Origin of the sequence: Streptomyces sp. NRRL F-5122 (genome assembly GCF_001507435.1) — a bacterium.
Classification (GTDB): Bacteria; Actinomycetota; Actinomycetes; order Streptomycetales; family Streptomycetaceae; genus Streptomyces; species Streptomyces lannensis.
The window spans coordinates 1-26,474 of sequence record NZ_LMWH01000260.1 but is presented as its reverse complement, the minus strand read 5'-3'; the positions used below and the strand labels follow the sequence as shown (position 1 = coordinate 26,474).

Annotated in this window: 20 protein-coding genes and 2 pseudogenes; 15 read left to right on the top strand and 7 right to left on the bottom strand. The window is 69.1% G+C overall.

All coding sequences use genetic code 11. The features are described 5' to 3' along the window. Positions 1–8 precede the first annotated feature (8 nt). Positions 9–1,055, top strand: a complete 1,047-nt coding sequence (locus tag ADL25_RS34660) for a zinc-binding dehydrogenase (RefSeq protein WP_059131873.1) — start codon at positions 9–11, stop codon at positions 1,053–1,055. A 217-nt stretch (positions 1,056–1,272) separates the two neighbouring features. Here ADL25_RS34660 and ADL25_RS49320 read toward each other — a convergent pair whose 3' ends face one another. After that, positions 1,273–2,247 (bottom strand): helix-turn-helix domain-containing protein, encoded by a 975-nt coding sequence (locus tag ADL25_RS49320; RefSeq protein ID WP_059131872.1) that lies wholly within the window; start codon positions 2,245–2,247, stop codon positions 1,273–1,275. A 201-nt stretch (positions 2,248–2,448) separates the two neighbouring features. On the opposite strand from ADL25_RS49320, the gene ADL25_RS34650 reads away from it, so the two are divergent. Together ADL25_RS34650 and ADL25_RS34645 are read left to right on the top strand one after the other, a co-directional pair. Next, the gene (locus tag ADL25_RS34650; RefSeq protein ID WP_107116783.1) at positions 2,449–6,618 is read left to right on the top strand and encodes a PQQ-binding-like beta-propeller repeat protein; all 4,170 of its coding nucleotides are present in this window, start codon (positions 2,449–2,451) and stop codon (positions 6,616–6,618) included. A 135-nt stretch (positions 6,619–6,753) separates the two neighbouring features. Continuing rightward, positions 6,754–7,275, top strand: a pseudogene (locus ADL25_RS34645) (transposase); the annotation flags it as partial. Between the two features lie 174 nt (positions 7,276–7,449). Here the strand turns inward: ADL25_RS34645 and ADL25_RS34640 are convergent. Next, on the bottom strand, positions 7,450–8,085 hold the full coding sequence (locus tag ADL25_RS34640; protein WP_059131869.1) for a TetR/AcrR family transcriptional regulator: 636 nt from the start codon (positions 8,083–8,085) through the stop codon (positions 7,450–7,452). A 137-nt stretch (positions 8,086–8,222) separates the two neighbouring features. Here ADL25_RS34640 and ADL25_RS34635 point away from each other — a divergent pair, with 137 nt between their 5' ends. The 7 genes from ADL25_RS34635 to ADL25_RS34605 all read left to right on the top strand — a co-directional run bounded on the left by ADL25_RS34635 (position 8,223) and on the right by ADL25_RS34605 (position 16,253). Continuing rightward, positions 8,223–9,368: a VOC family protein gene (locus ADL25_RS34635; protein ID WP_059131868.1), complete on the top strand. Its 1,146-nt coding sequence runs from the start codon at positions 8,223–8,225 to the stop codon at positions 9,366–9,368. Then, the gene (locus ADL25_RS34630; protein ID WP_059131867.1) at positions 9,365–10,303 is read left to right on the top strand and encodes a fumarylacetoacetate hydrolase family protein; all 939 of its coding nucleotides are present in this window, start codon (positions 9,365–9,367) and stop codon (positions 10,301–10,303) included. The genes ADL25_RS34635 and ADL25_RS34630 overlap by 4 nt, the downstream gene beginning before the upstream one ends. Further along, positions 10,300–11,934, top strand: a complete 1,635-nt coding sequence (locus tag ADL25_RS34625) for a bifunctional 3-(3-hydroxy-phenyl)propionate/3-hydroxycinnamic acid hydroxylase (protein WP_059131866.1) — start codon at positions 10,300–10,302, stop codon at positions 11,932–11,934. Before ADL25_RS34630 ends, ADL25_RS34625 begins: the two co-directional genes overlap by 4 nt. Beyond that, positions 11,931–13,946 carry an acetoacetate--CoA ligase gene (locus tag ADL25_RS34620; RefSeq protein WP_059131865.1) on the top strand — a complete coding sequence of 672 codons (2,016 nt, stop codon included), beginning with the start codon at positions 11,931–11,933 and terminating at the stop codon, positions 13,944–13,946. Before ADL25_RS34625 ends, ADL25_RS34620 begins: the two co-directional genes overlap by 4 nt. Before the next feature lie 128 nt (positions 13,947–14,074). Then, complete coding sequence (locus ADL25_RS34615) at positions 14,075–14,692, top strand: malonic semialdehyde reductase (protein ID WP_059131864.1); 618 nt, start codon at positions 14,075–14,077, stop codon at positions 14,690–14,692. A gap of 185 nt (positions 14,693–14,877) precedes the next feature. Beyond that, complete coding sequence (locus ADL25_RS34610; RefSeq protein ID WP_159045065.1) at positions 14,878–15,363, top strand: hypothetical protein; 486 nt, start codon at positions 14,878–14,880, stop codon at positions 15,361–15,363. Positions 15,364–15,728: 365 nt separating this feature from the next. Continuing rightward, complete coding sequence (locus ADL25_RS34605) at positions 15,729–16,253, top strand: TetR/AcrR family transcriptional regulator (protein ID WP_234381156.1); 525 nt, start codon at positions 15,729–15,731, stop codon at positions 16,251–16,253. Positions 16,254–16,392: 139 nt separating this feature from the next. Here ADL25_RS34605 and ADL25_RS34600 read toward each other — a convergent pair whose 3' ends face one another. Both ADL25_RS34600 and ADL25_RS34595 read right to left on the bottom strand, forming a co-directional pair. Beyond that, positions 16,393–17,073, bottom strand: a complete 681-nt coding sequence (locus tag ADL25_RS34600; RefSeq protein ID WP_420711393.1) for a response regulator — start codon at positions 17,071–17,073, stop codon at positions 16,393–16,395. A 14-nt stretch (positions 17,074–17,087) separates the two neighbouring features. Further along, positions 17,088–18,416 (bottom strand): sensor histidine kinase, encoded by a 1,329-nt coding sequence (locus ADL25_RS34595; protein WP_079050761.1) that lies wholly within the window; start codon positions 18,414–18,416, stop codon positions 17,088–17,090. Positions 18,417–18,621: 205 nt separating this feature from the next. On the opposite strand from ADL25_RS34595, the gene ADL25_RS34590 reads away from it, so the two are divergent. Genes ADL25_RS34590 through ADL25_RS34585 form a run of 3 tightly spaced genes read left to right on the top strand, consistent with a single transcriptional unit; the run spans position 18,622 to position 21,706 of the window. Continuing rightward, the gene (locus tag ADL25_RS34590; protein WP_059131860.1) at positions 18,622–19,326 is read left to right on the top strand and encodes an ABC transporter ATP-binding protein; all 705 of its coding nucleotides are present in this window, start codon (positions 18,622–18,624) and stop codon (positions 19,324–19,326) included. Then, positions 19,323–20,024, top strand: coding sequence for a hypothetical protein (locus ADL25_RS51975; RefSeq protein WP_324614088.1), 702 nt, complete (start codon positions 19,323–19,325; stop codon positions 20,022–20,024). Before ADL25_RS34590 ends, ADL25_RS51975 begins: the two co-directional genes overlap by 4 nt. Continuing rightward, positions 19,973–21,706 carry an ABC transporter permease gene (locus ADL25_RS34585; RefSeq protein WP_324614087.1) on the top strand — a complete coding sequence of 578 codons (1,734 nt, stop codon included), beginning with the start codon at positions 19,973–19,975 and terminating at the stop codon, positions 21,704–21,706. Before ADL25_RS51975 ends, ADL25_RS34585 begins: the two co-directional genes overlap by 52 nt. Positions 21,707–21,923: 217 nt before the next feature. Here the strand turns inward: ADL25_RS34585 and ADL25_RS34580 are convergent, their stop codons facing one another. Then, a complete protein-coding gene (locus ADL25_RS34580; protein ID WP_059131859.1) occupies positions 21,924–22,772 on the bottom strand; it encodes a LysR family transcriptional regulator in 849 nt (282 codons plus the stop codon). 125 nt (positions 22,773–22,897) lie between these two features. Between ADL25_RS34580 and ADL25_RS34575 the strand changes: the two genes are divergently transcribed. Continuing rightward, positions 22,898–23,788, top strand: coding sequence for an NAD(P)H-binding protein (locus ADL25_RS34575; protein WP_059131858.1), 891 nt, complete (start codon positions 22,898–22,900; stop codon positions 23,786–23,788). Positions 23,789–23,903: 115 nt separating this feature from the next. Here the strand turns inward: ADL25_RS34575 and ADL25_RS34570 are convergent, their stop codons facing one another. Together ADL25_RS34570 and ADL25_RS49315 are read right to left on the bottom strand one after the other, a co-directional pair. Then, a complete protein-coding gene (locus ADL25_RS34570) occupies positions 23,904–24,929 on the bottom strand; it encodes an AraC family transcriptional regulator (protein WP_079050759.1) in 1,026 nt (341 codons plus the stop codon). 370 nt (positions 24,930–25,299) lie between these two features. Then, a complete protein-coding gene (locus tag ADL25_RS49315) occupies positions 25,300–25,473 on the bottom strand; it encodes a hypothetical protein (protein WP_159045064.1) in 174 nt (57 codons plus the stop codon). A 488-nt stretch (positions 25,474–25,961) separates the two neighbouring features. Here ADL25_RS49315 and ADL25_RS34565 point away from each other — a divergent pair. Beyond that, positions 25,962–26,474, top strand: a pseudogene (locus tag ADL25_RS34565) (GNAT family N-acetyltransferase); the annotation flags it as partial.

Genomic DNA, 26,474 nt, shown 5'->3' with positions numbered 1-26,474 from the left:
AGATCCCCATGGACACCATGCTCGCCGGACGCTTCCACCTGGACAGCAAGAAGTTCCTTGTGGAGGAGGTCCCCGTCCCCGTGCCCGGCCCGGGCGAGGTCCTCATCGAGGTGAAGGCCGCAGGCGTCTGCCTGTCGGACGTCCACCTGATCGACGGCTCCCTCGTCCCGCTGTTCGCCACCTCCGATGTGGTCACCGTCGGCCACGAGGTCTCCGGTGTGATCCACACGCTCGGCCCTGACCTCAAGCGCGGTCTCAGCGTCGGCACCCGCGTCACCTTGGAGGCAGGCAAGACCTGCGGCCAGTGCGCCGGATGCGTGCGCCGCCGGCCCTGCACCCAGATGCTCACCGCCGGCATCGACTACGACGGCGGCTGGGCCCAGTACACCCTCGCCCGCGAGGACACCCTCATCCCCATCCCCGACAGCCTCCCCTTCGACCAGGCCGCGATCATCCCCGACGCGGTCTCCACCCCCTACGCCGCCGTCGTCGCCACCGCAGGCGTCCGTGCCGCTCAGTCCGTCGGCGTGTGGGGCGTGGGCGGAGTGGGCGCGCACAACGTGCGCCTTGCCCGCCTGGTCGGCGCCGCGCCGATCATCGCCGTCGACCCGCTGCCCAGCGCGCGGGAGCGCGCTCTGGCCTTCGGCGCGGACTTCGCTCTGGATCCGGCCCCCCTCGACTTCGCTGACCAGGTACGCGCTGCCACCGGCGGACGCGGCCTGGACTTCGCCTTCGACTGCGCCGGCGTGCCCGCCGTCCGCGAGCAGGCCGCCTCCGTGCTCGGTCTGGGCGGCTCCCTGATCCTGGTGGGCATCACACCCAAGCCGCTCACCATCACCGAGGGCCTGACCTTCAACTACCTGTCCAAGCAGGTGCGCGGTCACTATGGCGGCTTCCCCGAGTCCGTCTCCGAGCTGGTGCAGCTGGCGTCCAACGGACGTCTCGACCTGGCCCCCTCCATCACCGACCACATGCCGCTCATCGAGGCCGCCGACGCCATCCACCGGCTGGAGTACAAGATCGGCGACCCGATCCGCCTCATCCTTGTCCCCTGACGCCTCGTCAGTAGGGCATCAAGCCACCCTGGGCAGGGGTGAGTAGGCGCCGGTGCTTGAGGGAGCACCGGCGCCCACGGTCTATTGCTTGCGGCCCTTGAACCGCATCCAAGGGGCACGGACTCCAACCAACTGCGGCGAGCACCGCTGCAGCGTCGAACCAGCCGTGGCTGGCTGGCAGCGGGGGCTGCTGTGTTCAGCGGCCTGCGCGCCTGGTTCAGAGCCACCCGCGGCGGACTGCTTGCGCGCCTGCCTGGAATCGGCTTGTTGCCCCGAGGCGGGTGGTCAGATCGGTGATCCGGCGGCGCAGGGTGCGTTCGCTGAGGCCGAGTTGGCGGGCTATCGTCTCGTCCTTCAGCCCAGCATGGAGCAGGTGGAGCAGGGCGCGATCAGCCTCGCTGAGGTCGGCATGGCTTTCCGTCTCCTGTGCCTCGCTGCCGAAAACGGGGGTGGCCTGCTGCCAGCTCGCCTCGAAGAGGTCGACCAGCGCGTCGCACAGCGGTGACCGGTGGACCAGGGCGGCGGTACTGCGCAGCCCGTCGGCGCCGGTGGTGAGCGGAACGAGGGCATCTCGGCGGTCGAAGACCAGCAGCTTCAGCGGCACATGGGGCAGCACCCGGGCCTGTTCCCCCAGAAGCACGAGGTGTTGGAGCAGTTCTGCGCGCACGGGGATGGCCAGCACCTGGCTCGAGTAGATCGCTCGTGCCCGCACGCCACGGGCCAGCAGCTCCTCCTCGAACTGCAACGCGCTCGCGTCAGCCGTGAGGTAGGGCGGGGTGTCGAAGCACAGGACCTCCTGCTCGGCGCCCGCCATCAACTCGGTCAGCCAGGCGGTGATTGTGGCCGGCCCCTCGAGGATCTCGACCAGCCGGCTCGGATCGGAGCTCAACTTGCGTTCGTTGAACTCGGCGCCGTAGGCGTCCAGCGCGGCCGACGCGCGCTCCAGCTCCAGACGGCGCGCGCGGATCAGGGCGGCCAGGCCGATGCGCGGGTCCACCGGGGCGTAGCGGGTGGGCCGTCCCGCCGAGGGGACCGCCAGGCCCGCTGCGACCAGGTCGTCCAGCATGCGGCGGGCCTGTGCCGTGCTGCAGGACTGATGCCTGGCTAGTTCGGTCGCGGTCAGTGGCGGCGAAGCCAGCAGATGGCGATAGGTGCGCTCGGTCGGATCGTCGAGACCCAGGGACTCCAGCACAGGCTCGCCTCCCTCCTGTGTTTCGCGGCCGCGACGATGTATGGCCGCTACCGGCTGCTGACCGGTATCGGCCAGCCGTTCCTCACCCGGTGAGGCGGGTGCGCTGGAACAGTACCGGCATTCCCCACAGGGCCGTTCACCAGTGCTCTTCGTGAGCCGACCGCCCTGTTCCCCACGCGAAAGGCGCGTAGTCACTTGAGAATGCGTAGAAAGGGCATACGCTCCGGCATGGTCGCCGCTGTGCTGGGGCTGGCCGCCAGCTTGCTGGTCACACCGCCGGTTCAGGCGGACCCTCCGCACGGCGCGAAGGGCATCCGGCTGACCGCCGCTGCGATCGAGAGGCTCAGCAAGCGGTACCAACCCCGGATCGACGGCACACCCGGGCAGGTCGCCGCCCAGGAGGGCCCCGTTGCTGCCGCCCCCACGCTGGCGGGCACCAAGCCCACCGTGACGGCGGGCTCCGGCACGCACACCAACACCTCGTCCGCCGCCCCGGGCTTTGAGCGGACCGGCCAGTGGGAGACTGCCCGGGGCTTCGCCGAGAGCCTGACGCTCGGCGGCACCAAGGACTGGATAAGCGTCTTCAGCGGCGGCACCGTCGCCCGTCACGACGCGCACGGCAACCAGGTGTGGCACCGCGGAGCGACCTCGCTCTACAAAGACTGGCAGGTCACTCCCAACGACTGGTTCCAGCCGTACCCGTATCTGCCGAACCTCTACGCCGGCTACAACCCGTACCAGATGTCCGCCACGGGTAAGCACCCCTATGTCACGGGTGACTTCAACGGCGACGGCGTCGCTGACGTCGCCGTGGCCTATGCGGTCGGCGACTGGCCGTTTCGGCCGTACTCCTCACCCGGTTCCAAGCTGGACTACGGCACCTTCCTGACCGTCCTTGACGGACGCAGCGGAAAGACGGCGTGGAGCAAACTGGTCCCGGGCTTCGTCGGCACGATGCTCGTCCAGGACGGCAAGCTGATCGTCGCCGACTCCACCGGCCCGGACTGGGGCGGCGATCCGGTGACTGAACAGGGCGACAGCCGCAGCAGCCTGACCTCCTACAGCTTCCGCCGCGCCGCTCAGGGCAAGCTCACCGGGAGAGCCGACTGGACCTACTCGACGCACGCGCCCTGGGCGTACTGGGGTGATCTGACCTCGATGGGCGCCGGCCGGATCGCCGCGTCCTGGTCCGACACCCCCATGGACCTGGGAAGCCCGCGCCCGGCCGATGGCAACGTACTGGTGCTCAAGACCTCCGACGGCCGCGTCGCGGCCCGCGCCAAGACACCCGGCTACCCGCGCATACTGGTCAAGGACCCGGGCGCGGACCGCGTCCTGGTGGTGGAGCAGAACGATCCCTTCGACAAGGTGCGTTGGGACCTGACCGCGATCGATGCGCACAGCGGCGACCGGACAGTGCTCGCCTCTCGTGAGGGCACTGTGCCGGAGGCCTTCCAGGTCCTGCCGAACGCGCACGCTCGGCAGCCCCAGTTCGCGGTGGCGGAGCTTGGCATCGACGCCGACCTGTCGGACGGTCAGAGCAGCATCTCCGGCTGGGACAGCCACGGTCACACCCTCTGGTCGTACACCACCGCCTCCACTATCGGCGGCCCCAACGCCCCGACCATGGGGCTGTCCTCCGATGCGAAGGGCAGCGAGGTGTTCGCCTCGGTCTCCGACCCGGCCAGAGCTACTGCAGCCACTCCCGCGGGTCCCGAGCACACCCAGCTCATCGGACTGAACGCCGCGACCGGGCACCTCGACTGGCGGCAGGAGGGCGCTGTCTCCGGCGACACGCTCACCCCGTACCAGGGCGGGTTGCTCACCGTCGGCTACGACGACACCGCCTACACGGTCAACCCCCGCAGCGGTACGTCGCACGCCATGCCCCTGGCCGGCGACCTCTACGCGGCCGTCGCCGCGGACGTGAACCAGGACGGGACCAAGGACCTGATCGTGGCCGGCCAGAGCCGCGGTGTCTTCGCCCTCGACGGCAGAAGCCTGAAGAAGGCGGCGCCGACCGTCCTGTGGCGTGCCACCGCCGACAGCTCGGTGCACACCTTGCGCCTCTTGCCGAACCCCGGCATGGAAGCAGCCGGCGACTCCGTGGTGGCCGCGACCGACCACGGCTTCGCCGTGCTGGACGCGCACAGCGGTAAGGTGCGCGCGAACGTGCACACCGGCGGCTATGTCGCCTCACTCACGGTCGTGGGCGACGGCCACAGCAACTCCGAGATCGTCATCCCGGGCAGCAGCCTGACCGCGTACACCGCGCAGGGCAACAAGCTGTGGACGTACCAGCCGAAGGGCACGGAGGGCAAGAGCCTGGTCTTCTCCAGCGTCACCACGGACAACGCCGGACACCTGTTCTTCGAGTACGGCGGCGCGCACCACGGCATCGGCCTTCCCTCGGAGGTCACCGATGCGGCGCCGACGGCGGTCAGCCTGGACTCTGCCACCGGCACCCCGATCTGGACCCAGACCCCGACCGGTACCGGTGCCGCCGCGATCGCGCCGACCGACCCCGCCCTGGCCGACCCGAACATCCCGGGCGCGGACGGGCATGGTGTCGCCTTCGCGTTCACCGGCGATTTCCGGACCTACCAGCACCTGGTGCAGATCCTCGATTCCCGCACCGGCGCGGTGATCAAGAACTACGACAGCCCCGGGATGTCGCAGGGCTTCGTCGCGTCAAAGAAGACCGGCCTGGTCGAGATGCGCGAGTTCAACGACTATGTGTACCCCGCGGACGGCGGCGAGCCCTACGACGTGCCCACCTTCCTCGGCTTCCACTCGGGAGTGTTCGCCAGGTCTGTCGGCGGAACCGAGGCGTTCGTCGGCGCTTACCAGAACCTGTGGTCCTACGACACACCGTTCGCCGACAACGACGGCTTCCTCCGCGAGAGCGCCACGGACTTCGCCCTGGGGGCCAGCCAGGTGGAAACAGCGAAGCTGGGCGACAGGCCCGGTGACGACATGATCGGTCTCGCGCTCGACTGGAGGGCCCTGAACATCTCGGCCCAGGCGATCGGCGACGCCGTCAACGACATCGACTACTTTCCGCACGGCCTGACCACCTACAAGCTCTCCGAGGACGAGCCCACCCGGATCCCGGCGCCTCCGAGCGGCGGCGGCACGTCTCTCGCGGCCCCGCAGGCCGCCTTCAAGGCCCCTCAGGCCCCGGATGACCGGATGCGCAGCGCGAGCCCGCTGAAGGACCTCGGCATGCCGATCGGCACCGCCTCGGTCCCGATCGAGATCCAGAAGAAGACCCCGGCAGCCACGAAACTGAGCGTGGGCCAGGACAACACCGACGAGGTCGCCCCCGGCTACACCCCGCAGCAGATCCAGGCGCGCCTGGGTCTCAAGGGCGACGGCACGGGCCAGACGATCGCGATCGTCGACGCCTACCACTATCCGACGGCAAAGGAGGACCTGAACCACTTCTCCGCACACTTCAACCTGCCGCCCACCTGCGACACGGTGAGTGCGGGAGCGGACTGTTTCGACTTCCAGCAGGTCTACGCGGACGGCACCCAGCCCGAGGCGGACACCGGCTGGAACGAGGAGGCGGCGCTGGACATCGAGTGGGCGCACTCGGTGGCCCCGCACGCCAAGGTCGTCCTGGTCGAGGCCGAGGACCCGACCATGGCGGCGCTGTCCCGGGCCGAAGACACGGCCGCGGCACTGCACCCGGCGGCGGTCAGCAACAGCTGGGGCGCCGGCGAGTTCTCCGAACAGTCCTTCTACGACGGCCACTGCAAGCTGGCCGACTCGCTCTGCGTCCAGTCCACCGGTGACGACGGCTACCCCGCCGGCTATTCCGCCACCAACCCCTACGCCCTCGCCATCGGCGGCACCAGCCTCCGACTGGACGCCGAAGGCAACACGGTGGACGAGACGGCATGGAGGTCCACCGGTGGCGGGCTGAGCTACTTCGAGCCGCGCCCGGCCTACCAGGACGGCGTGCAGTCCTCGCCGCTGCGGGCCACGCCGGACGTCAGTTTCGTGGCCGACCCCGCCACCGGCGTGCCCGTCTACATGACCATGACCTCCGGTGACACCACCAGGTCCATGTGGTTCAAGGTGGGCGGCACCAGCCTGTCCGCCCCGATCTGGGGCGCGATCATCGCCTCGGCCGACCAGCTCCGGGCCGCCGCCGCGAAGCCTCACCTGGCTTCGGCCGGCCCGTATGGGGACACGGCGCACACCGATGTCTACGGGCTCGGCAGCACCTCTCTGCGGGACATCACCTCCGGCTCCAACGGCCGGTGCGGCGCGGAGTGCACCGCCGGCCCCGGCTACGACACCGTCACCGGCCTCGGCTCGCCCACCGCGGGCGTCGACGCGGCCCTGGCGACCATGAAGTAAGCATCCGGCACGAGCAGGCAGGGGCCCGGTGCCCCTCTGGGATGCCGTTGATCAATTCGGGCCTGTGCGTGACGTCGGCTCCCGAGACCTGATTGTGGTCTTGGGAGCCGGCGTTGTCGTATGGGGAGGGTGTCGATGTCGATGCCGAGCGGGTCTGATGAGGTCCCGGCGGAGACGATGCGGGTGGCGCGGGCGGCCTTCCCGAAGGGGAGCCTGGCGATCCGAATGCGGGATGAGCTGGGCGTTCTGTTCAGCGACGAGCAGTTCGCAGGCTTGCTCCCGGCCCGGGGGAAGCGGGCTTGGTCGCCGGGACGCCTGGTGATGGTGCTGGTGTTGCAATTCGTGGAAGGGCTGACCGACCGGCAGGCCGCGGAGGCCGTGCGGGCCAGGATCGACTGGAAGTTCGCGCTGGGGTCGGATCGACGCGGACGGCATGCACTTCTGCGCATGATCTGGGCAGACGACGCACCGCCGGCACTGCGGGAGCTGCCGGAGGCCGGCACCCTGCGGCAGGTATGGGTCCAGCCCTTCCACCTGGTAGAGGGCGAGGTGCAACGACGGGACCCAAAAGACCGGCCGCCGGGCGCGATGCGCCTGGTCACCCTGCATGACGCCGAGGCCCGCAGCGGCGGCAAGCGCGACATTTACTGGGACGGCTCGGCGCCCAGGCGACGTCGGGCACCCTCCTCGGTCGGGTCTTGCGGCCTGGTCGACCAGCGTCCGGACGGACGTGCCACGCGGGCTGGCGGCTCTTGTCGTTCAGTGCCAGGGCACGAAGGCGATTGGCTCCAGGCTGAGCAACGCTCAGGCTCGCTAAGCCAATAGACGCTCTCAACCGAGGCCGGGCAGGGGGCGCCGGGTGACTTCGTGGGCGTCGTCCGGGGCGACATCGAGCATACGTAGGACCATTTCGGCCAGGTCGGAGGCGATTTCGTCGCCGTCGAGGTCCGGACGATCCAGCCTCAGCGCCACGAGGGACAGCAGGGTGCCGCCCAGGGCGGACAGGGCCGTGGTCGGATTGGGGCAGGTGAAGCGGCCCGAGGCAATGCCGATCTCCAGGTCACGCAGGGCTCGTGGGGATAGGCCGCGGTCGGAGTGGATGTGGGCCAGGCCGCGGTCGCGCAGGATCCGCATGAGTTCGGGGTGGGAGTCGGCCATCCGGGCGGTGAGCCGGAAGCCGGTTGCGACGAGCTCGGCCGGGTCGTCAATCCCTTGTACACGCTCGTCGATGACCTGGCCGAACTCCTCCAAGGCGTCCGTCACCGCGGCGTCGAACAGCTCCGTCTTGGACTCGAAGTGGTTGTAGAAGGTGCCGAAACCCACGTCCGCGCGCTCGGCGATCACCTGGATGCTGGCGCTGGTGTCCCCGGTCTCCGCGAGGATCTGCCGGGCCGCACGCACGAGCGCCTGGCGGGTCTCGGCACGGCGCCGCTCGAAGCGGTTCATAGGCGGGGCTGACGTCGGCATACGGCGAGTGTAACAACCGTCGCGATGAGTCTGCCATTGCTGATGAGATTATCAATAATCTAGAGTTGCCCTATTGACGATGAGGATCAGCAAAGTTGATGATTTCCTCATTACAGCAGTGTTGCTTGGAGGGCACCATGTCTCGAACCCCCGTTAACAGGGCCGCTCCCCGGACCCCCCACCAAGATCTCCACAGCGAGCAGGGCGCCCTGCGCGGCGAGCACCCCGGACGGGCCCGGAATCCCGTGATCAAGGTGGCGGATCTGGCCTGGCTGGAGTTCGAGAAGCCGGACCTGGACCGGGCCGAGGTGTTCGCCCGTGACTTCGGGTTCGCGATCGCCGCCCGCACCGAGCGGGAGCTGTGGCTGCGCGGTACGTTGGCGGGCTCACCGTGCATGGTCATCCGGCGTGGGCGTGCGTCCCGCTTCATCGGACCGGCCTTCCGCGCGGCCGAGCGCGGGGACCTGGACCGGCTGGCCCGCGCCACCGGCGATACCGTCCGGGACCTCGACGTCCCCGGTGGCGGGCAGTCGGTTGCCCTGCTCGATCCCTCGGGCTTCCCGGTCCGGGTCGTGCACTGCGCCCAGCAGCTGCCCGCTCTGTCCGAGCAGCAGCGGCTGATCCTCAATGTCGGCACCGAGCACCGCCGCACGAACGCCACCCAGCGACCGCCCCGGGAGCCCTCGCGTATCCAGCGGCTGGGGCACGTGGTGCTGGAGACGCGCGTGTTCATGCGGACTCTTAACTGGTATCTGGACATCCTCGGGCTGATCGTGTCCGACTTCCTGTTCCTGGACGGGCAGCGCGGGCGCGGGCCGACCATGGCGTTCATCCGCTGCGACCAGGGCAGCCGGGCTGTGGATCACCACACGCTGGCCATGCACCTGGGGCCCGGTACCGGCTACGTCCACTCGGCGTATCAGGTCACCGACCTCGACGCGATCGCCGCCGGCGGTGAATACCTGGCCGAGCGCGGCTACCAGCGCAGCTGGGGGATCGGCCGGCACATCCAGGGCAGTCAGCTGTTCGACTACTGGCGCGACCCCGACCGCTTCATGCTCGAGCACTTCGCCGACGGCGACCTGTTCTCCTGCGACCTCGAGCCCGGCTGGGCGCCGATGTCGGCGAGCGGCCTGGCCCAGTGGGGCCCGCCGGTCACCCGGGACTTCCTGGGCACGAACCCGTCCCCCGCCAAGCTCCGCGAGGTCATGTCGGCCCTGCGCGGCGACAACGAACTCGACCCCGCACGCCTGCTGGGCCTGATGAAAGCGATGAACTCATGAGCACCAACGTTCTGCGCACCACCGACGGCTGGTGGGCGGTCCGCGACGAGCGCGCCGCCCGCATCGAGTCCAAGGCGGTCACCACCGCCGAACTGCTCGCCGACCGGGCCGCGGTCCGCGAGGCCGCCGCCTCGGCTCAGAGCGGCACGCCCGTCGCCGACCTGGTGGCCCTGCCTCCGGTCACCACCCCCTGCCGGGTCGTCGCACAGATGGTCAACTACCGCAGCCACGCCCGCGATTCGGGCTTCACCGGCGACATCCCGCCCACCTTCTTCCGCAAGGCGTCCGGCTCGGTCAGCGGCCCGCACGACAGCATCGTCCGCCCCACGCACGTGAAGTTCCTCGACTACGAGGTGGAACTCGGCCTCGTCATGGGCGCACCCCTGCCGGTGGGCACGGTCGTCGAGGAGCGGGACCTGCCGCACTACGTCGCCGGCCTCGTGCTGACCAACGACGTCAGCGCCCGCGACGTCCAGCTGACCAAGACCCAGTTCTACGAGAGCAAGTCCTACCCGACCTTCACCCCCACCGGCCCCTACCTCGCGCTGCTGGAGCCCGAGGACTTCGCCCATCTGCTCAACCTGCGGCTGCGGCTGTCGGTCAACGGCGAGCCGCGCCAAGACCGCACGCTCGCCGACATGATCGTACGACCCGCCCAGGCACTCACCCTGCTCGCCCGCTTCCAGACCCTCGATGCGGGCGACCTGCTGCTCACCGGCACGCCCGGGGGCACTGCCCTGAAGGCCCCGCCCAAGCCGGTCGAGAAGATCGCGGCGCTGCTGCCGCCCGCGCTGAAATGGAAGGCCTTCTTCAACGGCCAGGCCAAGAACCCCCATTACCTGCGCAACGGTGACCTCATCACCGCCACGATCACTACCCCGGACGGCCGGATCGAACTCGGCGAGCAGCGGACCGCTGTGACGGACGCCCCATGAGCGCTGCATCCCGGAGCCCGGTGGTGATCATCGGTGCGGGACCCGTGGGAGTCACGGCCGCGCTCCTGCTCGCCCGGCACGGCGTGCGCAGCCTCATCCTGGAACGCCACCAGGACATCTACCCCCTGCCACGCGCCGTCGCCATGGACGACGAGATCCGCCGGATCCTTCAAAGCGCCGGCATCCACGAGGAGTTCGCCGCCCGCGCCCGCCCGGCCCGCGGCCTGCGGCTGCTGGACGCCCGGCACCGCCTGATCGCCGAATTCCCGCGGTCCCCGCACGGACACCACGGCTTCCCTCAGACCAGCATGTTCGACCAGCCCGAGTTGGAACGCCTGCTGCGCAACGCCCTGGCGCGCCGCCCGGAATGCGAGCTGCGGGGCGGGGTGGAAGTCGTGTCCGTCACCCAGGACACCGACGGAACAAACGATTCGACGGGGCCGGTCCAAGTCAGCTTCCGCCGCGACGGCAGCGACGAAGAGGAGACCGTGTGGGCCGATGCCGTCCTCGGCTGCGACGGTGCGGGCAGCCTCACCCGCGACGCCATCGGCGCCGTATGGGAGGACCTGCACTTCGAGGAGAGCTGGAGGGTCGTCGACGTACGCACCAGCCGCCAGGTGCGCACCTGGGAAGGCGTCGAGCAGATCTGCTGCCCGACCCGGCCGGCCACTTTCATGCGCGTCGGCGAAGACCGCTACCGCTGGGAGTTCAGGCTGCCCGAGGACGAGCGCCTGGACGGCCCGGACGGGCTGGAGCGCCTGCGCGACCTGGTCGCCCCCTGGGTCGACCTACCGCAAGGTGCCTTGCCGGGCGACGACTTCGAGGTGCTCCGGCAGGCGCAGTACACCTTCCGCGCCCGCCTCGCCGACCGGTGGCGCAGGGGCCGCATCTTCCTGCTGGGCGACGCCGCCCACCTCACCCCGCCCTTCATCGGGCAGGGCCTGTGCGCCGGCCTGCGCGACGCCCACAACCTGACCTGGAAACTCGCCCAGGTCCTTCAACAGGGCGCAGACGAGGAACTGCTGGACACCTACGAGCGCGAACGCAAACCGCACGCACGCCACGTGATCCGCCTCGCGGTCGCTGTCGGCTGGGCCATGACCGGCGGCCAGGACCGTGCCGCGGCGCTGCGCCGGGCCCTGGTGGGCGCAGCCTGCCGCATCCCCGGCGTGACCGCCACGGTGAGCCGCGACCTCAGCCCCGCCCTGACCGCCGGCCCGCTGGTGCGGTGCCGCCCCCGGCTGGTCGGCCGCGTGCTGGCCGGCACCTTCTGCCCCCAGCCCTGGGTGGTCGTCGACGGCAGGCGGGTGCGCCTCGATGACGTCCTGGGGGACTCCTTCGCCATTCTGACCACCATGCCGCCCGCTCCGCAGGTGACGGCCGTGGCCGCGGCACTGGGCGCACCCGTGATCCGCGTCGAGGACCTGAGGGACGACGGCACCGTGACCGCCTGGCTGGCACGCGGCCGGGCGGACGCCGTCCTGCTGCGCCCCGACCGCGTTGTGATGGACACCGTCCCCGCCGGCACCGGCGACTTCACGGGCACCGCTGCCTGGGCACCGCTGCTGCACACGGCCCATCGCCCCGCCCATGCCCGGTCCGCCCCCTCGCCGAGGAGCACCACACCATGACCACCCCGCACCCCACGCCGTATCCGGAGCCCTTCCTCCCGCCCGACCCGAACGCGGCCGCCCACAGCCGCATCGCGGACTTCGCCCGCTGGGCGGCCCGGCATGGCGCCGAAGGGATCCAGGACCCCACCGACTACCCGTCCCTGCACCGGTGGTCCGTCACCGACCTGGGAGGGTTCTGGGCCGCGGTGTGGGAGTACTTCGCCATCGACGCGACAACTGCATACGATCAGGTACTGGCCCAGGACACCATGCCCGGTGCCCGCTGGTTTCCCGGCGCCACCCTCAACTACGCTCACCACGCGTTGCGCAACCTGCACCCGGACGCCCCCGCGATCACCGCGCTGGACGAGACCGGCGCCTCCTACGAGATCACGGGCCACCAGCTGCGCGCCCAGGTCGCCTCCGTCGCGGCCACCCTGCGCGATCTGGGCGTCGGACAGGGCGACCGGGTGGTGGGCTACCTGCCCAACACCCCCCACGCCGTCATCGCCTTCCTCGCCACCGCCGCCCTCGGCGCGGTGTGGTCGGTGTGCGGCCAGGACTACGCACCCAAGCCCGCCGCCGACCGCTTCGCCCAACTCGAACCCACCGTCCTCATCACCGCGGACGGCTACCTCTTCAACGGCACCACACACGACCGCCGCGCCGCCTCCCTCGAACTGGCGTGCGCCCTGCCCTCCTTGAAGGGCACGGTGCTCGTGGACCACGTGGACCTCGCCTGGCCCGAGCGCGGCCACTCGGCGCTGACGATTCCATGGCAGGACGCGGCCACCCGCACGGAATACCTCACCGTCGCCCCAGTGCCGTTCGACCACCCTCTGTGGGTCGTCTTCTCCTCCGGCACCACCGGCCTGCCCAAGGGCATCGTCCACGGGCACGGCGGGGTCCTGCTCGAACACCTCAAGACCCTCAGCCTGCACTGCGATCTGGGCGTCGGGGACCGCCTGATGTGGTACACCACCACCCACTGGATGATGTGGAACCTGGTCGTCTCCACCCTGCTGACCGGCGCCGCCACCTGCACCTACGACGGCAGCCCCACGCCGCAGGCGTGCCCGGACATCCTGTGGAAGCTGGCGGCCCGCCACAAGGTCACCGTCTTCGGCACCAGCCCCCAGTACCTGCTGGCCATGGCCAAGCTGGGCATCGAACCCTCCGTGCACGACCTATCGGCCCTCCGGGTCATCGGCTGCACCGGCTCCACCTTGCCCGCCTCCGCCTACCCCTGGGTCCGTGACCACATAGGGCCCGGCGTCCAACTGGCCTCGACCAGCGGCGGCACCGACGTCGTCTCCGGCTTCGCCGGCAGCGCCCCCACGACCCCCGTCTGGGCAGGGGAACTGTCCGCACCCAACCTCGGCGTGGCACTGGCAGCCTACGACGCCACAGGCACCTCGGTCCTCGACCAGGTCGGCGAACTGGTCGTCACCCGCCCCATGCCGTCCATGCCCCTGCACTTCTGGAACGACCCCGAGGGCAGCCGCTACCACGACGCCTACTTCGCCACCTACCCGGGCGTCTGGCGGCACGGCGACTGGATCACCCACACCTCCCACGGCTCGGTGATCGTCCACGGACGCTCCGACGCCACCCTCAACCGCAACGGCGTACGCCTGGGCAGCGCCGACATCCACGACATCGTCGAACGCCTCCCCGAGATCACCGAGGCCCTCATCATTGGCGCGGAAGAACCCGACGGCGGCTACTGGATGCCCCTGTTCGTCGTCCCCGCCCCCGGCGTCACCCTGGACGACCCCCTGCGCGAGAAGATCCGCGACGCGATCCGCACCGGCGCCTCACCCCGCCACGTCCCCGACGAGATCCTCGCCGTGCCGGCCATCCCGCGCACCAAGACCGGCAAAAAACTCGAGGTTCCCGTCAAACGCCTGCTCCAGGGCGCCCCCGCCGCACAGGTCCTCAACCCCGCAGCACTCGACAACCCCGAACTCATCGCCTTCTTCACCCGGTTGGGCGCCGAACGGAGCACGCGGTCAACGAACCACACATAACCGGCAAGGGGCCCACGCGCCGGGATTCTGTGCCCCACCCGGCTCCGCAAACCCTGTTCCTTCCAGCGGTGCCGGGACGGAGATCCACCACACCATCCGCACATCCAAGTAAGAGAGAAACCGTGAGCATGACCGACCGCGAACTGCAGGCCCTCGATGTCCTTGACGACGTCGGGCAAAAGCTGCTGTTCACCGAGGCCCGCACCGCGAACACCTTCGCGGCAAAGGCCGTCTACGACCACGAACTTGCCATGATCTGGGAACTCGCCCGCTGGTCGCCCAGCGCTGCCAACAGTCAGCCTCTGCGTGCGCTCTTCGTGCGCACCCGCGAGGGCAAGGAGCGACTGGTTCGACACCTCGACGAGGGCAACAGGGCCAAGACGCTCAGTGCGCCGGCCGTGGCGGTCCTGGCGTACGACGTCGACTTCCACGAGCAGATGCCGAGCGTCTTCCCGGCCCGCGGCGACGTGCTGCGAGCGGCGTTCGCCCACCAGGCCGAGACGCGCCAGAACCTCGCGGCCTACAGCTCGGCACTGCAGACCGGGGTCTTCCTACTCGCGGTACGCGCGGCGGGGCTCGCGGCCGGTCCCATGGCGGGCTTCGACAAAGCCGGCGTGGACGAAGAGTTCTTCGCCGATACCAGCTGGCGTTCGCATCTGGTGGTCAACATCGGTCACCCCGGTACCGACCCGTGGTTCCCGCGGCTGCCCCGCGTGCCTATCGAGGACGCCGTCGCCTGGGCCTGACGGTACCTACCGTTCGCCCGTGGCCCGCTTCACCACGGCAGGAGAAGCAACGACGGGCTGACGGCAGACAGCCCGTCACCGCACGACCGTGCTTCGAAGATCAGTAACAGCAAGAAGGAAGGCGGGATGCCCCTCCCGCCGTGGTAGCCATGCAAGCTGGAAACATCGCCACCTGGGTCGGCATCGTGATCACCCTGGTGATCTCTCTCGTCACGCGCCACGACGCGAAGAGGCAGGCGGAAATTGCCGAGGAAGCAAACATCGCCGGTCAGGCACAGGTCGAGGCGGCCGAGCGCAGAGCAATCGCCGTGGAAGAGGGCCTGGCCAAAGCACTGAAGCTGCTCGCGCAGGCGCAGAACGCCACGACACCTCCGCAACCGCTCGCGACGCCTGAGTTGGCGGGCCGTCCCGCGGTGGGATGGGACCTGCAGCGCCGAGGGAAGCACGCCTACTTGCTGCGCAACGGGGGCGCGGAGACGGCTACCGGAGTGCACCTGGACCGCAACCGGGCGACGGCGATCTTGCGAAACGTGCCGGAGAACGCAACGGTACGGCCCGGCGAGTCGCTGCAGTTCCTGATGGTTCCCACATTCGGACACCCACTCCCAGGCGAGGTCTGGGTGAGATGGGACGGACAGGAGGAACCCGTGGCTGTCCCGTTGCCCCGCTGAGGCCTCCCGCCCGCAGCGGCGCTTGCGTCAAAACCTCTTACCGGCAACGCTGGTAGGCCTGGCAAAGCCCACGGCGTCTGCCATGCGCGAGGCCAGAGGGAGTAAAACACTCGGGCTGTGCGCCAGCCCCTCCTCACAAGGTCGGTATAGAAACTGCGCATAGCGGGCCACAGAAGCCGCGACCGAGTGGTCGAGACCAACCCCTCGAAAAGCATCAGTTTCGGCGAACAACGCCACATTGTCGGATGGACGCGAAGCAGTCTCGCAGGGACGAGAGACAGAGCACGGAAGTGACCACGGACTCGAGCGCACCGGCGCGCCGTACTCGACTGACGCCCGTACGGGAACAGGAGCTGTACGGCGCGGTGATCGATCTGGTGCGCGAGGTAGGGTTCGATGCCCTGACGATGGACGCGGTCGCCGTCCGCACCCGCTGCAGCAAAGCGACCCTCTACCGCCGATGGAGGAGCAAGCAGAAGCTGGTCGCGACTGCGCTTAAGAGCACCACGGCAGTCCACGTCGAGAACATCGACACCGGTTCGCTCACTGGCGACCTGCACGAGTTCGCCGATCGCATCGGCGACGGCTCGGCCGTGGATGTACCGCTGATCCGGGGTTTGGCCCGTGCCTCTGCCATTAATCCCGACCTCGCGGAGGCCATGCGCCGGCACATGATTGAGCCCGAGCTCACCGGCGTGCGGCAGATGCTGGGGCGAGCCGCCAACCGCGAGGAGATAAGAGCTGACGTGCCTGCAGCCGACCTCCTGCTGCACATGATGCTCGGCTCCGTGGTCACCCGATGTCTGCTGGAGGACGTGGAGGTAGATGCTGCCTTCATACACCGCTATATCGACGCAGTGGTGCTGTCGGCGCTCGGCATCGGTCGCTAGCCAGCCGCTGCCGTGTGGGCGTTGCAACACCGGCTTCCTGGGCCGATTGCAGGTACTCATTCAGCCATCTGCCGCGCACGAACGGGCGAATGCCGTCGCGGTACGACCGGATGTCGCTGCCCCGCCACCCGACTTCCTGCTACCCCGTCCACGGCTCCGCCGCTGGGGCGCCTGCCCCCGGGGTGACAAGTCCCGTCTCGTACGCCACGACGACGGCTTGGGCGCGGTCGCGCAAGCGGAGTTTGGCCAAGATCCGGGCCACATGGGTTTTCACGGTGGCCTCGCTCAAGCGGAAGTGCGCGGCGAGTTCGGCGTTGCTCAAGCCGCTGCCGAGTGAACGGAGGACTTCGAGCTCGCGGGGGGTGAGGACAGACAGGTCCCGGTGCAGGGCGGCAGTCTGGGTGTCGCGGGAAACGAAGCGTTCGACGAGACGTCGAGTGATGGCTGGAGCGAGAAGCGCGTCACCAGTGCGGGCAAGGCGGACGGCGGCGACCAGGTGTTCGGGGGTGACGTCCTTGAGGAGGAAGCCGCTCGCCCCCGCGGTAAGTGCGGCGTAAACGTAGCGATCGAGGTCGAAGGTGGTCAGCATGATGACGCGGGGCAGATCGGGGACGGTGCCGGAGAGGATGCGCCGCGTGGCTTCCAGTCCGTCGGTCCCGGGCATGCGGATGTCCATCAGGACCAGGTCGGGGCGGGTGCGGTGGACAGCGTCGATCGCGTCGTCCCCGTCGGAGGCTTCGGCGACGACGTCGATTCCGTTCGCCGCCAGGATGAGGCTGAAACCGGTGCGGACCAGGGCCTGATCGTCGGCGATCACCACGCGTGGCAGCTTGCTCACGCAATCTCCTCAACTGGTATGACGGCGCGGAGCCGGAAGCCGCCGGTAGGGCGTTCGCCCGACTGGAGAGTGCCTCCGTAGACGGCGAGGCGATCACGGAGGCCGATCAGTCCGCGACCGCCCCCGGGACCGGCGGGGGCCTGGGAGACGCCACCGGTGTCGGACACATCGATGTGCACGGCGCCGGGGACGTGGTCGATTGCGATCCGTACACGGGCTCCGACGGCGTGCTTGACGGTATTGGTCAGCGCCTCCTGCACCACGCGGTATGCGGCCAGGTCGGCACCTGCGGGAAGGGGCACCGGGGTGCCGGTGACGATCAGTTCGACAGGGACACCGGTTTCGCGCATGCGGTCGGTGAGGGCCGGCACTTGGCCGAGGCCCGGTTGGGGCGTCAGGTCGGTCTCGGTGGCCGTGTCGTGGTCGTCACCGGCCATGGTCAGCAGGCCCATGACGTGGCGCAGTTCGGCCATCGCGGTACGCCCGCCGGCCTCCACGGACAGCAGTGCCTCGCGGGCCCGGTCGGGCGCGGTGCCCATCACCGTGCGGGCGGCACCCGCCTGGATCACCATCACGCTCACATTGTGGGTGACCACGTCGTGCAGTTCCCGCGCGATCCGTGAGCGTTCGCGGTCGACCGCCAGCCGCGTGGCGGCCTCGTGCTCTTCCTGCAGGACGCGCAGGCGCTGCTTCCAGGTGTGGATCGCGTTGGCTGCGAGCCCCACACCGAGCAACGCGAGGAACGGCGCCAAATTGGGGGCGAAAGACGGGAAGTTCTCATCGTGGAACACGGCGAGCAGGCCTGTGCCGGCCACCAGGCCTGTGAGGGCGAGCGCCCGGTAGGGGCTGTATACGGCGGCGCTGTAGGCGGCGACTGCGCAGGCCAGGAAGGTGTACACGGTCGCGTCACCGCCGCCCGTACCTTGGTTGAACAGCAGGCTCGCGCCGATCACGGCCCAGAACGCTGCCAACGGATATCGTCGGCGCACCACCAGGGGCAACGCGGTCAGCGCCGCCAACATCAACTGCCAGGGCTGGCCACCTTCGAGGTGATGCGCGACGCCCAGCGGCGCGGGCGGAGCAGGCGGCCCGGCGTCCAGCGTCGGCACGGGCGGTGGTGTCGGCACCAGAAACGACGGGACCGGGGCGTGGCTGCTGCCCTGCCGGAGGACGGTTCCCACCGTGCATGCGGCGAGGACGAAAGCAAGGATCGCGTCGGCGGCCCACATCCACCGGGACGGCCGGGGCAGCGGGCTCGAGCGACGCAGCGCTGCGACACCCACCCTCGACCGCTCCACGATCTCCGCAAGAACAGCTGCGCCCATGCGCACAGTGTCGCAAGCCCCGGACCCCGTCACATCCCTCCCGCCGAGGACGAGCCCTACATCCCCCGCGTACATCGCAGGGATGACGCCGAGCGGCGGGTCACCCAGGGACGGCAGCCCATCTCGCCTTCGCAGGCGACGCACAGGGCACGGCCCGGCCCCTACCTTCGGGCCGAACCGTCAACTACCGGCCTGTGGAGGCACCGTGGCAGCGACTGCGCCCGTGATCGACATCCGCGACGTGACCAGAACATACGGGGAGGGGTCGCCGGCTCTCGCCGACGTGACACTGAGCGTGCTTGCTGGAGAGGCACTCGCCGTCGTGGGGCCGTCCGGCAGCGGCAAATCGACGCTGCTCAATCTCATCGCCGGACTCGACCGGCCGACCGCAGGCAACGTCACGGTCGACGGACTGCGGGTGGACGAGCTGAACGAGGCCAGGTCGGCGGAGTACCGGCGGGTGAAAGTCGGCATGGTCTTCCAGTTCTTCAACCTTCTGGACGACCTGACAGTCACTGACAATGTGCTGCTGCCCGCGCAGTTGGCGGGCCTGCCCCGGGCCGAGTCCCGACGGCGTGCCGCCAGTCTGCTGGAGTACCTCCGCATCGACCGGCACGCCGGTGCCTACCCCGGCAGGCTGTCCGGCGGCGAGCGCCAGCGGGTCGCGGTCGCTCGGGCATTGATGAACCGTCCGGCTCTACTGCTGGCCGACGAGCCCACGGGCGCGCTGGACACCGCCTCTGGAGAGTACGTCCGAGAACTGCTGACCGAACTCAACGCGGAAGGGCAGACGATCATCCTGGTCACGCATGATCTGAGCCTTGCCGTGTCCTGCGCGACCCGGACCGTCGAGCTGGTCGACGGCCGGATCGTGCAGGACACGGAGCACACCGCGGCGGTAGCCCGATGAGCGCGCTCGGTCGGGTGGTACGCGCCGGAGTCGGGCGGCGGCGCGTCCGTACCGCGGTGATCATCCTGACCACGCTCATGGCCGTGACCGCGTCGGTGCTCGCCGCCGGACTGCTCGTCGCGGCCCAGGCGCCCTTCGACCGCGCCTTCGCCCAGCAGCGCGGCGCCCACCTGACCGCGCAGTTCGACGGGACGAAGGCAACAGCCTCGAAGCTCGCGGCGACCGCGCACGCATCCGGCGTGGCCGCCGCAGTCGGACCCTTCCGGACCCTTTCGGTACGCCCGCGCACGGCGTCGCGCTCCGGCATGCTTCCGGCCGGTGTCGATCTGCCGCCGCTGACCGTCGTCGGCCGGGCGGATGCCGCAGGCCGCGTCGACGGACTCACATTCGTCGCGGGCACCTGGGCCACCCGACCCGGCCAGATCGTGGTGGCCTACGACAGGGTGCCCGTACAGCCGGGCGAGCGGCTGACGTTCCCCGCCGCGCCGGGCAGCCCCACGCTGACCGTGGTCGGCGTCGCCCGGTCGGTGACCGGCACCGCGGACGCCTGGGTGACTCCCGCTCAGGCCGAGGCACTGACCGCGCCGGGCAGTCCCCTCACGTTCGAGATCTCTATCGCTTCCGCCACGCGGATACGGACGCCCAAATGGCCGCGGACCGCGCCGCTGTCACCACCGCAGTGCCGAGGGGCACGATGACCGGGTCGCACTCCTACCTGGCCGTCAAGCAACAGGAGACCGCCAACGCGATGGCCTTCGTGCCCTTCCTGGCCGCTTTCGGTGTCCTCGGACTGCTCCTGTCGGTGCTGGTCATCGGCATCGTGGTGAGCGGCGCGGTCGGCGCCGCGACCCGGCGCATCGGCATCCTCAAGTCCCTCGGCTTCACCCCGGCACAGGTCGTACGGGCCTACGTCGGGCAGGCGCTGATCCCGGCGGCGGTCGGCTGTGCCCTGGGACTGGCTCTGGGCAACCTGTTGGCCGTTCCGGTGCTCGGTGAGGTCGGCACGGCCTTCGGCGGTCCGGCAGCGTCGATTCCCGTGTGGATCGACGCCGTTGTCTCGACCGCGGCCCTCGTCCTGGTCGCAGGCTCCGCACTGGTACCAGCGTCGCGCGCCGGCCGACTGCGTCCCGTGGAGGCGATCAGCGTCGGCCGCATCCCCGACGCCGGTCGAGGGCACCTGGCTCGGCGGCTGACCGGGCGGCTCCCGCTGCCGCGCGCGGTCAGCCTCGGGCTGGCGAACCCCTTCGTCCGCCAGACGCGCTCGGCGACGACGGCTGCCGCGGTCGCCTTCGGCGCCGCCACCGTCACCTTCGGAGTCGGGCTCGCCCTGACGCTCGGGGCCGTCCAGTCGGGCCGCATGCTCGACTCGGCCGGTTCGGTGGTGGTGGAGACCGGTGGCGGGCAGGCGCCTCCGGGCGCCCAGGTGGTCCACGCGGGCGGCGAGCCCGACGCGCCGAAGGCCGAACTGGCGGAGATCGCCACCGCGCTCCGTGCGCAGCAGGGGACGAGGCGCTTCTACGGCACGGCCCAGGCGGAGGTGATCGCGTCCGGGATCACGGGCGCCACCACCGTGGTGGCGTACCAGGGCGACGCCTCGTGGGCCGCCCCACAGATGGTCTCGGGGAGCTGGCTCGACGGCCCCGGTCAGGCCGTGGTCACCCCCCGGTTCCTGCAGGCCGGCGGAATCCGTGTCGGGGACACGGTGACCCTGACGGCCCAGGGGCGGCGGACCTCGGTTCGGATCGTCGGCGAGGCGTTCTTCACCCAGGGCGAGGGCATGGAACTCCTCACCCGGACCTCGACCCTCGCGGTACTGGGACTCGATGCAAAGCCCGGCAAGTACAACGTAGAGACGAGACCAGGCACGGCTCTGGCGCACTACCTGACCTCGCTCAACGCCGCACTGCAGCCGGTCGGCGCCGTCGCCCGAGCCAACACCGCCAACACATCCGATGTGATCGTGACCATGGACGCGCTGGTCGGGACGCTCACCCTGATGCTCGTTGCGGTCGCGGGCCTGGGCGTGCTGAACACGGTGGTCCTCGAGACCCGCGACCGCGTCCACGAACTCGGCGTCTTCAAGGCTCTGGGCATGGCGCCCCGCCAGACCGTGACCATGGTCCTCACCTCGGTCGCCGGGATCGGCCTGGTCGCCGGTGCCGCGGGCGTCCCGGCCGGGGTCGCCCTGCACCGGTTTGTCACACCGCTCATGGGTAACGCCGTCGGTATGGCCCTGCCCACTTCGGACGTCGCCGTCTACCACACACCTCAGCTGGCCGTGCTCGCCCTCGGCGGATTGGTCATCGCGGTGACGGGCGCGCTGCTGCCGGCCGGCTGGGCCGCCAAGCAGGACACAGCCACCGCACTGCGCAGTGAGTGACCGTGCCCTGCTGCCCGCAATAGGCCGTCGACAATCACATGTTGCCGAGTGCGGACCTATAGCCCGAGCGGATGCGATGTGCCGGTGAGGCCCTCCTTCCGGTGGCATGCACGATCCCGCCATCTGCGACCACGTGCTTTCGTCGAGGGCAGGGGAGGGCCGACGAACACGGCAGGGCCGCGGCAGCCATGGCTCGGCGGCGTTCCAGGACGCGCCCTCAAGAGGTAGCTGCCGAGCCCCTGACGACATCGGCCACACTGCACGCGGCCCGGACGAGTGCCGCGGTGGCGGTCGAGCGGGACTGTTGTGGCCAGGCGATGGTCAGCACCGACAGTGGTGCGTCCGCGACGGGCCGGTAGACGACACCGGGGCGCGGATAGCGAGCGGCGACGGAGGCGGGCAGCAGGGGGGTCGGGCCACCGAGCCCGACGAGCGTGAGCAGTTGGGCGAGGTCGCGGCCCTGGCCGCGGTGCTGGTTGATGAACTGGTCCACTTCGTCAGGGCGCAGGTCGAGGTCGGTGAGGGTCAGCTGGTCGCGGGCGGCAAGGGGGTGGGAGGCAGCGAGTGCTGCGACACGCGGCTCGCGGATCAGTGTCTCCGCGTCGAGGCCGGTTCGGTCGCAGGGCTCATGGACCAGAGCCGCGTCGGCTTCTCCCTGCCGCAGCAACCGTGGCTGTTCGTGCCAGCCGCACAGGCGGACGGCGACCGGTATGGCCGCGGGTTCCGACGCGAAGCGCGCGAGGATCGGCTCCAGCAGGCCCGCGTCTCCGTCGGCCTTGACGGCCAGGATCAGCTTCGGTTCCGTCGCTGCGGCGCGCTGGGCCCGCCGCTCGGCGGCCTGCAGGGCGTCCAGGACGATCTTCGCTTCCGCGAGCAGCACCGCTCCCGCCGGGGACAGCGCCACGCCGTGGGTATTCCGATCGAAGAGGGCGACGCCCATTTCCTTCTCCAGCTTGCGGATCGCGCGGGACAAGGGTGGCGCGGAGATGCCGAGCCGCTCAGCGGCACGGGTGAAATTGAGTTCTTCGGCGACGGCGACGAAGTAGCGCAGCGGGCGTGATTCCACACGGCCCCCTCTGTTCGGTATTGCTCTCAGGGTAACGCAGGCGATCCGATCGATCCTTCAGTTCGAGCTCGCTACGCAGCAGGCTCGACAACATCAGGTCCGCCTTATCGAGTTGGAGTCATTGAATGATCGTCGTCACCACCCCCACCGGTCAGATCGGCCGACAGGTCCTCGACCACCTTTTGGACGCCCCGGACGGCACGACGGACATCCGAGTGATCGCCCGAGACCCCGAACGGCTCTCCCTCCGTGTGCGCGAACACGTAGAGGTCGTACGGGGCTCGCACGCCGACCCGGCCGTCCTCGAGGAGGCGTGCGAGGGTGCCGACCGCCTGTTCTGGCTGGTGCCCCCGGCGCCGCAGGCCGACAGCGTCGAGGGTCATTTCCAAGCCTTCACCGAGCCGCTGTGCGAGACGATCGCACGCCACGGTTTGGAACATGTTGTCAGTGTTTCGACCCTTGGCCGCACGGTGGCCAAGAACGCCGGGCAGATCTCCGCCTCGCTCGCCATGGACGAGGCGATCATGGCCACGGGTGTGCACTACCGCGCGCTGTGCCCGCCGTTCCTGATGGAGAACCTGTTGGGGCAGGCAGCCTCGATCCGAGACGCCGGGGTGTTCTTCCTGTCGATGACGGAGGACCGCGTGTTGCGCACATGCGCCACCCGCGACATCGCTGCCACGGCGGCCCGGCTGCTGCTCGACGAATCGTGGACGGAGCAGCACGATGTCCCGCTCGTGGGACCCGACGACCTGTCCCCTGGGGGCATGGCAGACGTCGTCTCCGAGGTGCTGAACCGTCCCGTGCGCGCCCAGCTGATCAGCAGCTCGCAGTACAGGGCTGCGGCACTGCGCCACGGCGTGAGCGAGGCCTGGGCCCTTGCACTGGCGGACATGACGGACGCCCTGAACGAACAGGGCTTCTACGGGGCTGACGCGCCGAGTACGCCCGAGTCGGCGCCCACCCACTTCCGCGAGTGGTGCGAGGAGGTGCTCAAGCCCGCCGTTCTGGGCTAGAGCGTGGCAGGGGCAGAGTTGCTCTCGATACGGCGAAGGCCTCTGAGGGGCTGCGGATTCCGGTGTCGGGCTCCTGCCCCTGCCCTCGCGGTGCTCACGGTGGGGGAGGGAAGCGTCAATTCTCGCTGCTCGCCTCGCCGTAATTTCTCAAGTAGGCGGTCGGAGTGGTTCCGTAGACTGATTTGAAGTGTCTGATGAAGTGGCTGGCATCTGCAAAATGCCAACGTGCCGCGATTTCGGAGACGCTGGCCGTGTTGCCCAGCCTCACCAGTTCGCCGTGTGCCTTCTGCAGACGTCGTCGGCGAGCAAAGGCCATGATGGAATCATTGGATGCAGAAAAAGATCTGTGCAGCGTGCGAAGGGAAACCCCGACTGTTTGGGCGACCATTGCGGGGGACAGGTCGTGTCTGTCGAGATTTTTTTCGATGACGTTCTTCGCGGCCTTCAATGTGGCGTTCGGGTGTTCCTGCAGCCCCAGCTCGGTGCGTTCGGAGAGCATTCCTGAAAACAAGGTCGCGCATGTATCCAGCGCAATGTTCTGCGCGGAGATCGAAAGGTCCAGGTCGTTACTGGTCTTCTCGATCGCCTCCAGGAAGTTCACAAGAAAGCGGACCTCGGGGGCAGAGATGTCAGAGACGTACGCCTGATTGAGCACCTTGGTCGATCGTATGCGCGAGAACAGCAGGTGTCTCGGGATGGTCACGACGCGTACGCGGGTGGCAGGCGCGCAATCGAATTCCCAAGAGGCCTTTGTGTCGCGGATGCAGATCTGGCCGGGTGTGACGGAGTGGGTGCCGTACTTGCCCGCGAAGCTGATCCGGCCGGCAGTGACCAGGTCGGCCACGATCGGATCCTGGTCCAGATTGCTCCCGGAAATCCCCGTCAGTGAGTCGCAGTAAACTTTTACCGACAGCAGGCTGTCGAAGAGGTGTCCGTTCGCGGAGAATTTGAATCCGTGAGCGGATTGCTGAGGGATGGTGAGGCGCGTGAGGTGCGAGAAAGGGCCGCCTTCCCACTCCTGGAAGATATGCTCGGTATCTCTGATCTGCCGGGCCGTCAGATCCAACTTGGTCTTGAAATCTGTTGTGCGGCCGCAGTTCAGTGAAGGGTCTGCGGAATCTTCCAGTTTCTGGTCACTCATCTGCGCCTCTTTTCGATCGCTCCAACCGATCTTCTTGGTGAAGGCATAGGGCGATCGACAGGGGAATAGGACTGCTTGCAAGCAGGTGACATCGTTGTCGCACGCAAGGATTTGCTCACTTTACTTGCCGGGAAGGGTACTTGTCGAATGATCAAGGAGTGCTGGCGCTGAGGTTCTATCGCGTGGCACGCGCATACGAGCCCGCGCCCCCGACCGGCCGCCCGGCTCTTCGGATCGCGTGGGTCGGCGGAGCGTGGCGACCAGGCGCTGAGCCTGACCCTCCCTGCCTCGAGGTTGGCGTTGCGGCGCCTTATCTCAAGATCATCGCCGAGGCTTCTCCGTGGAAGCTGTGGAGTCGGGCGTCAGGCCCTCACCGGACGACGTGTCGATGCGACCGCCGGGACCAACGCGCGCCCAGCAGTACGAAGTCGGCCACGAAGACAACGATCCCGATGATCAAAAGGTAAAAGAGCCCCTGCGCCAGTGCGCCGACAAGTCCCAGGGCGACAGCTACGAGTACGAAAAACAGGAAGAGCGCCAGCATGGCTGCTCACTTCCTTCGGTGCGTCGACATCGCGCGGTTCGGTGTCCGTGGCAGGAAACGGCCTCATGGAACCTGTCGTGGCTCCCTACAGACTGCCCAGAAACCTCCGCAAATGTCACCCTACCCTCAATTGCCTCTCGACAAGTCTTGACCAGCTCGCTGTCGCTGAAGTGACTCGTGTGGCTGCTCCGGGCGGCCGTAGTTGTCAACGGCCGTCGGCGAGCGTTGGGCCGGTTCGTGTGCCGGTCGGACCACCGCGGCACATGTGGCATCCGCGTTCTATCCGAGTCCCTGCGCGGTGTGATGAGTTTGCAGCAACCGCTGCGATGGTCGGACGTGTCGCATGCGATCTCCGGCCCACCGCGGAACGCCGTGGCACGACGCAGACCGTCGTCCTCGAGCTGAGGCCGCACCCACCTTCCCCGTGAGGCCTCTGGCGTGGCTGCTTCGGGTCGACCGTCGCAGGCATGGATCGGAGCGCCGCTCGCATGGCCACCGTAGTCCCGACCGTCCAGGGACCACAGAGAGACGACACCATGACACCGCTCCACGACCCCCTCAGACCGATCGTCTTCGCCTACACGGTCGTCCGCGACGCTTTGGCCGCTGCAGCGGAGGGGCGGTGCACAAGGGATCCGGACGGCACGGTTCTGGCTGTCTCGGGTGCGCCTGTGGCCACATTGAACGGCGTCATCAGTCCCAACCGTGATCCGAACCCCCAGGTGCTCGAGTCCCTGGCCGGCGATCCGAGCCTCACAGGGCTGCCGTGGAGTATTCAGGTCCGTGGTCGTGCCGGTCGGGCCGTCACGGACGTGGCGGCACGCTTTGGGCTGACCGCGGTCACCACGTTGCCGCTCATGATCAGGCGACCCGGTGCGGGGATGCCGCCGGCGCCCGCGGGATCCTTGCGCATACGGCCGGTGGAGGGTGAGGAGCTGGGGCTGTACGCCCGGACCATGGCGGAGGGCTTCGGCGTTCCCCATGAGGTGTTCGCGATGTTC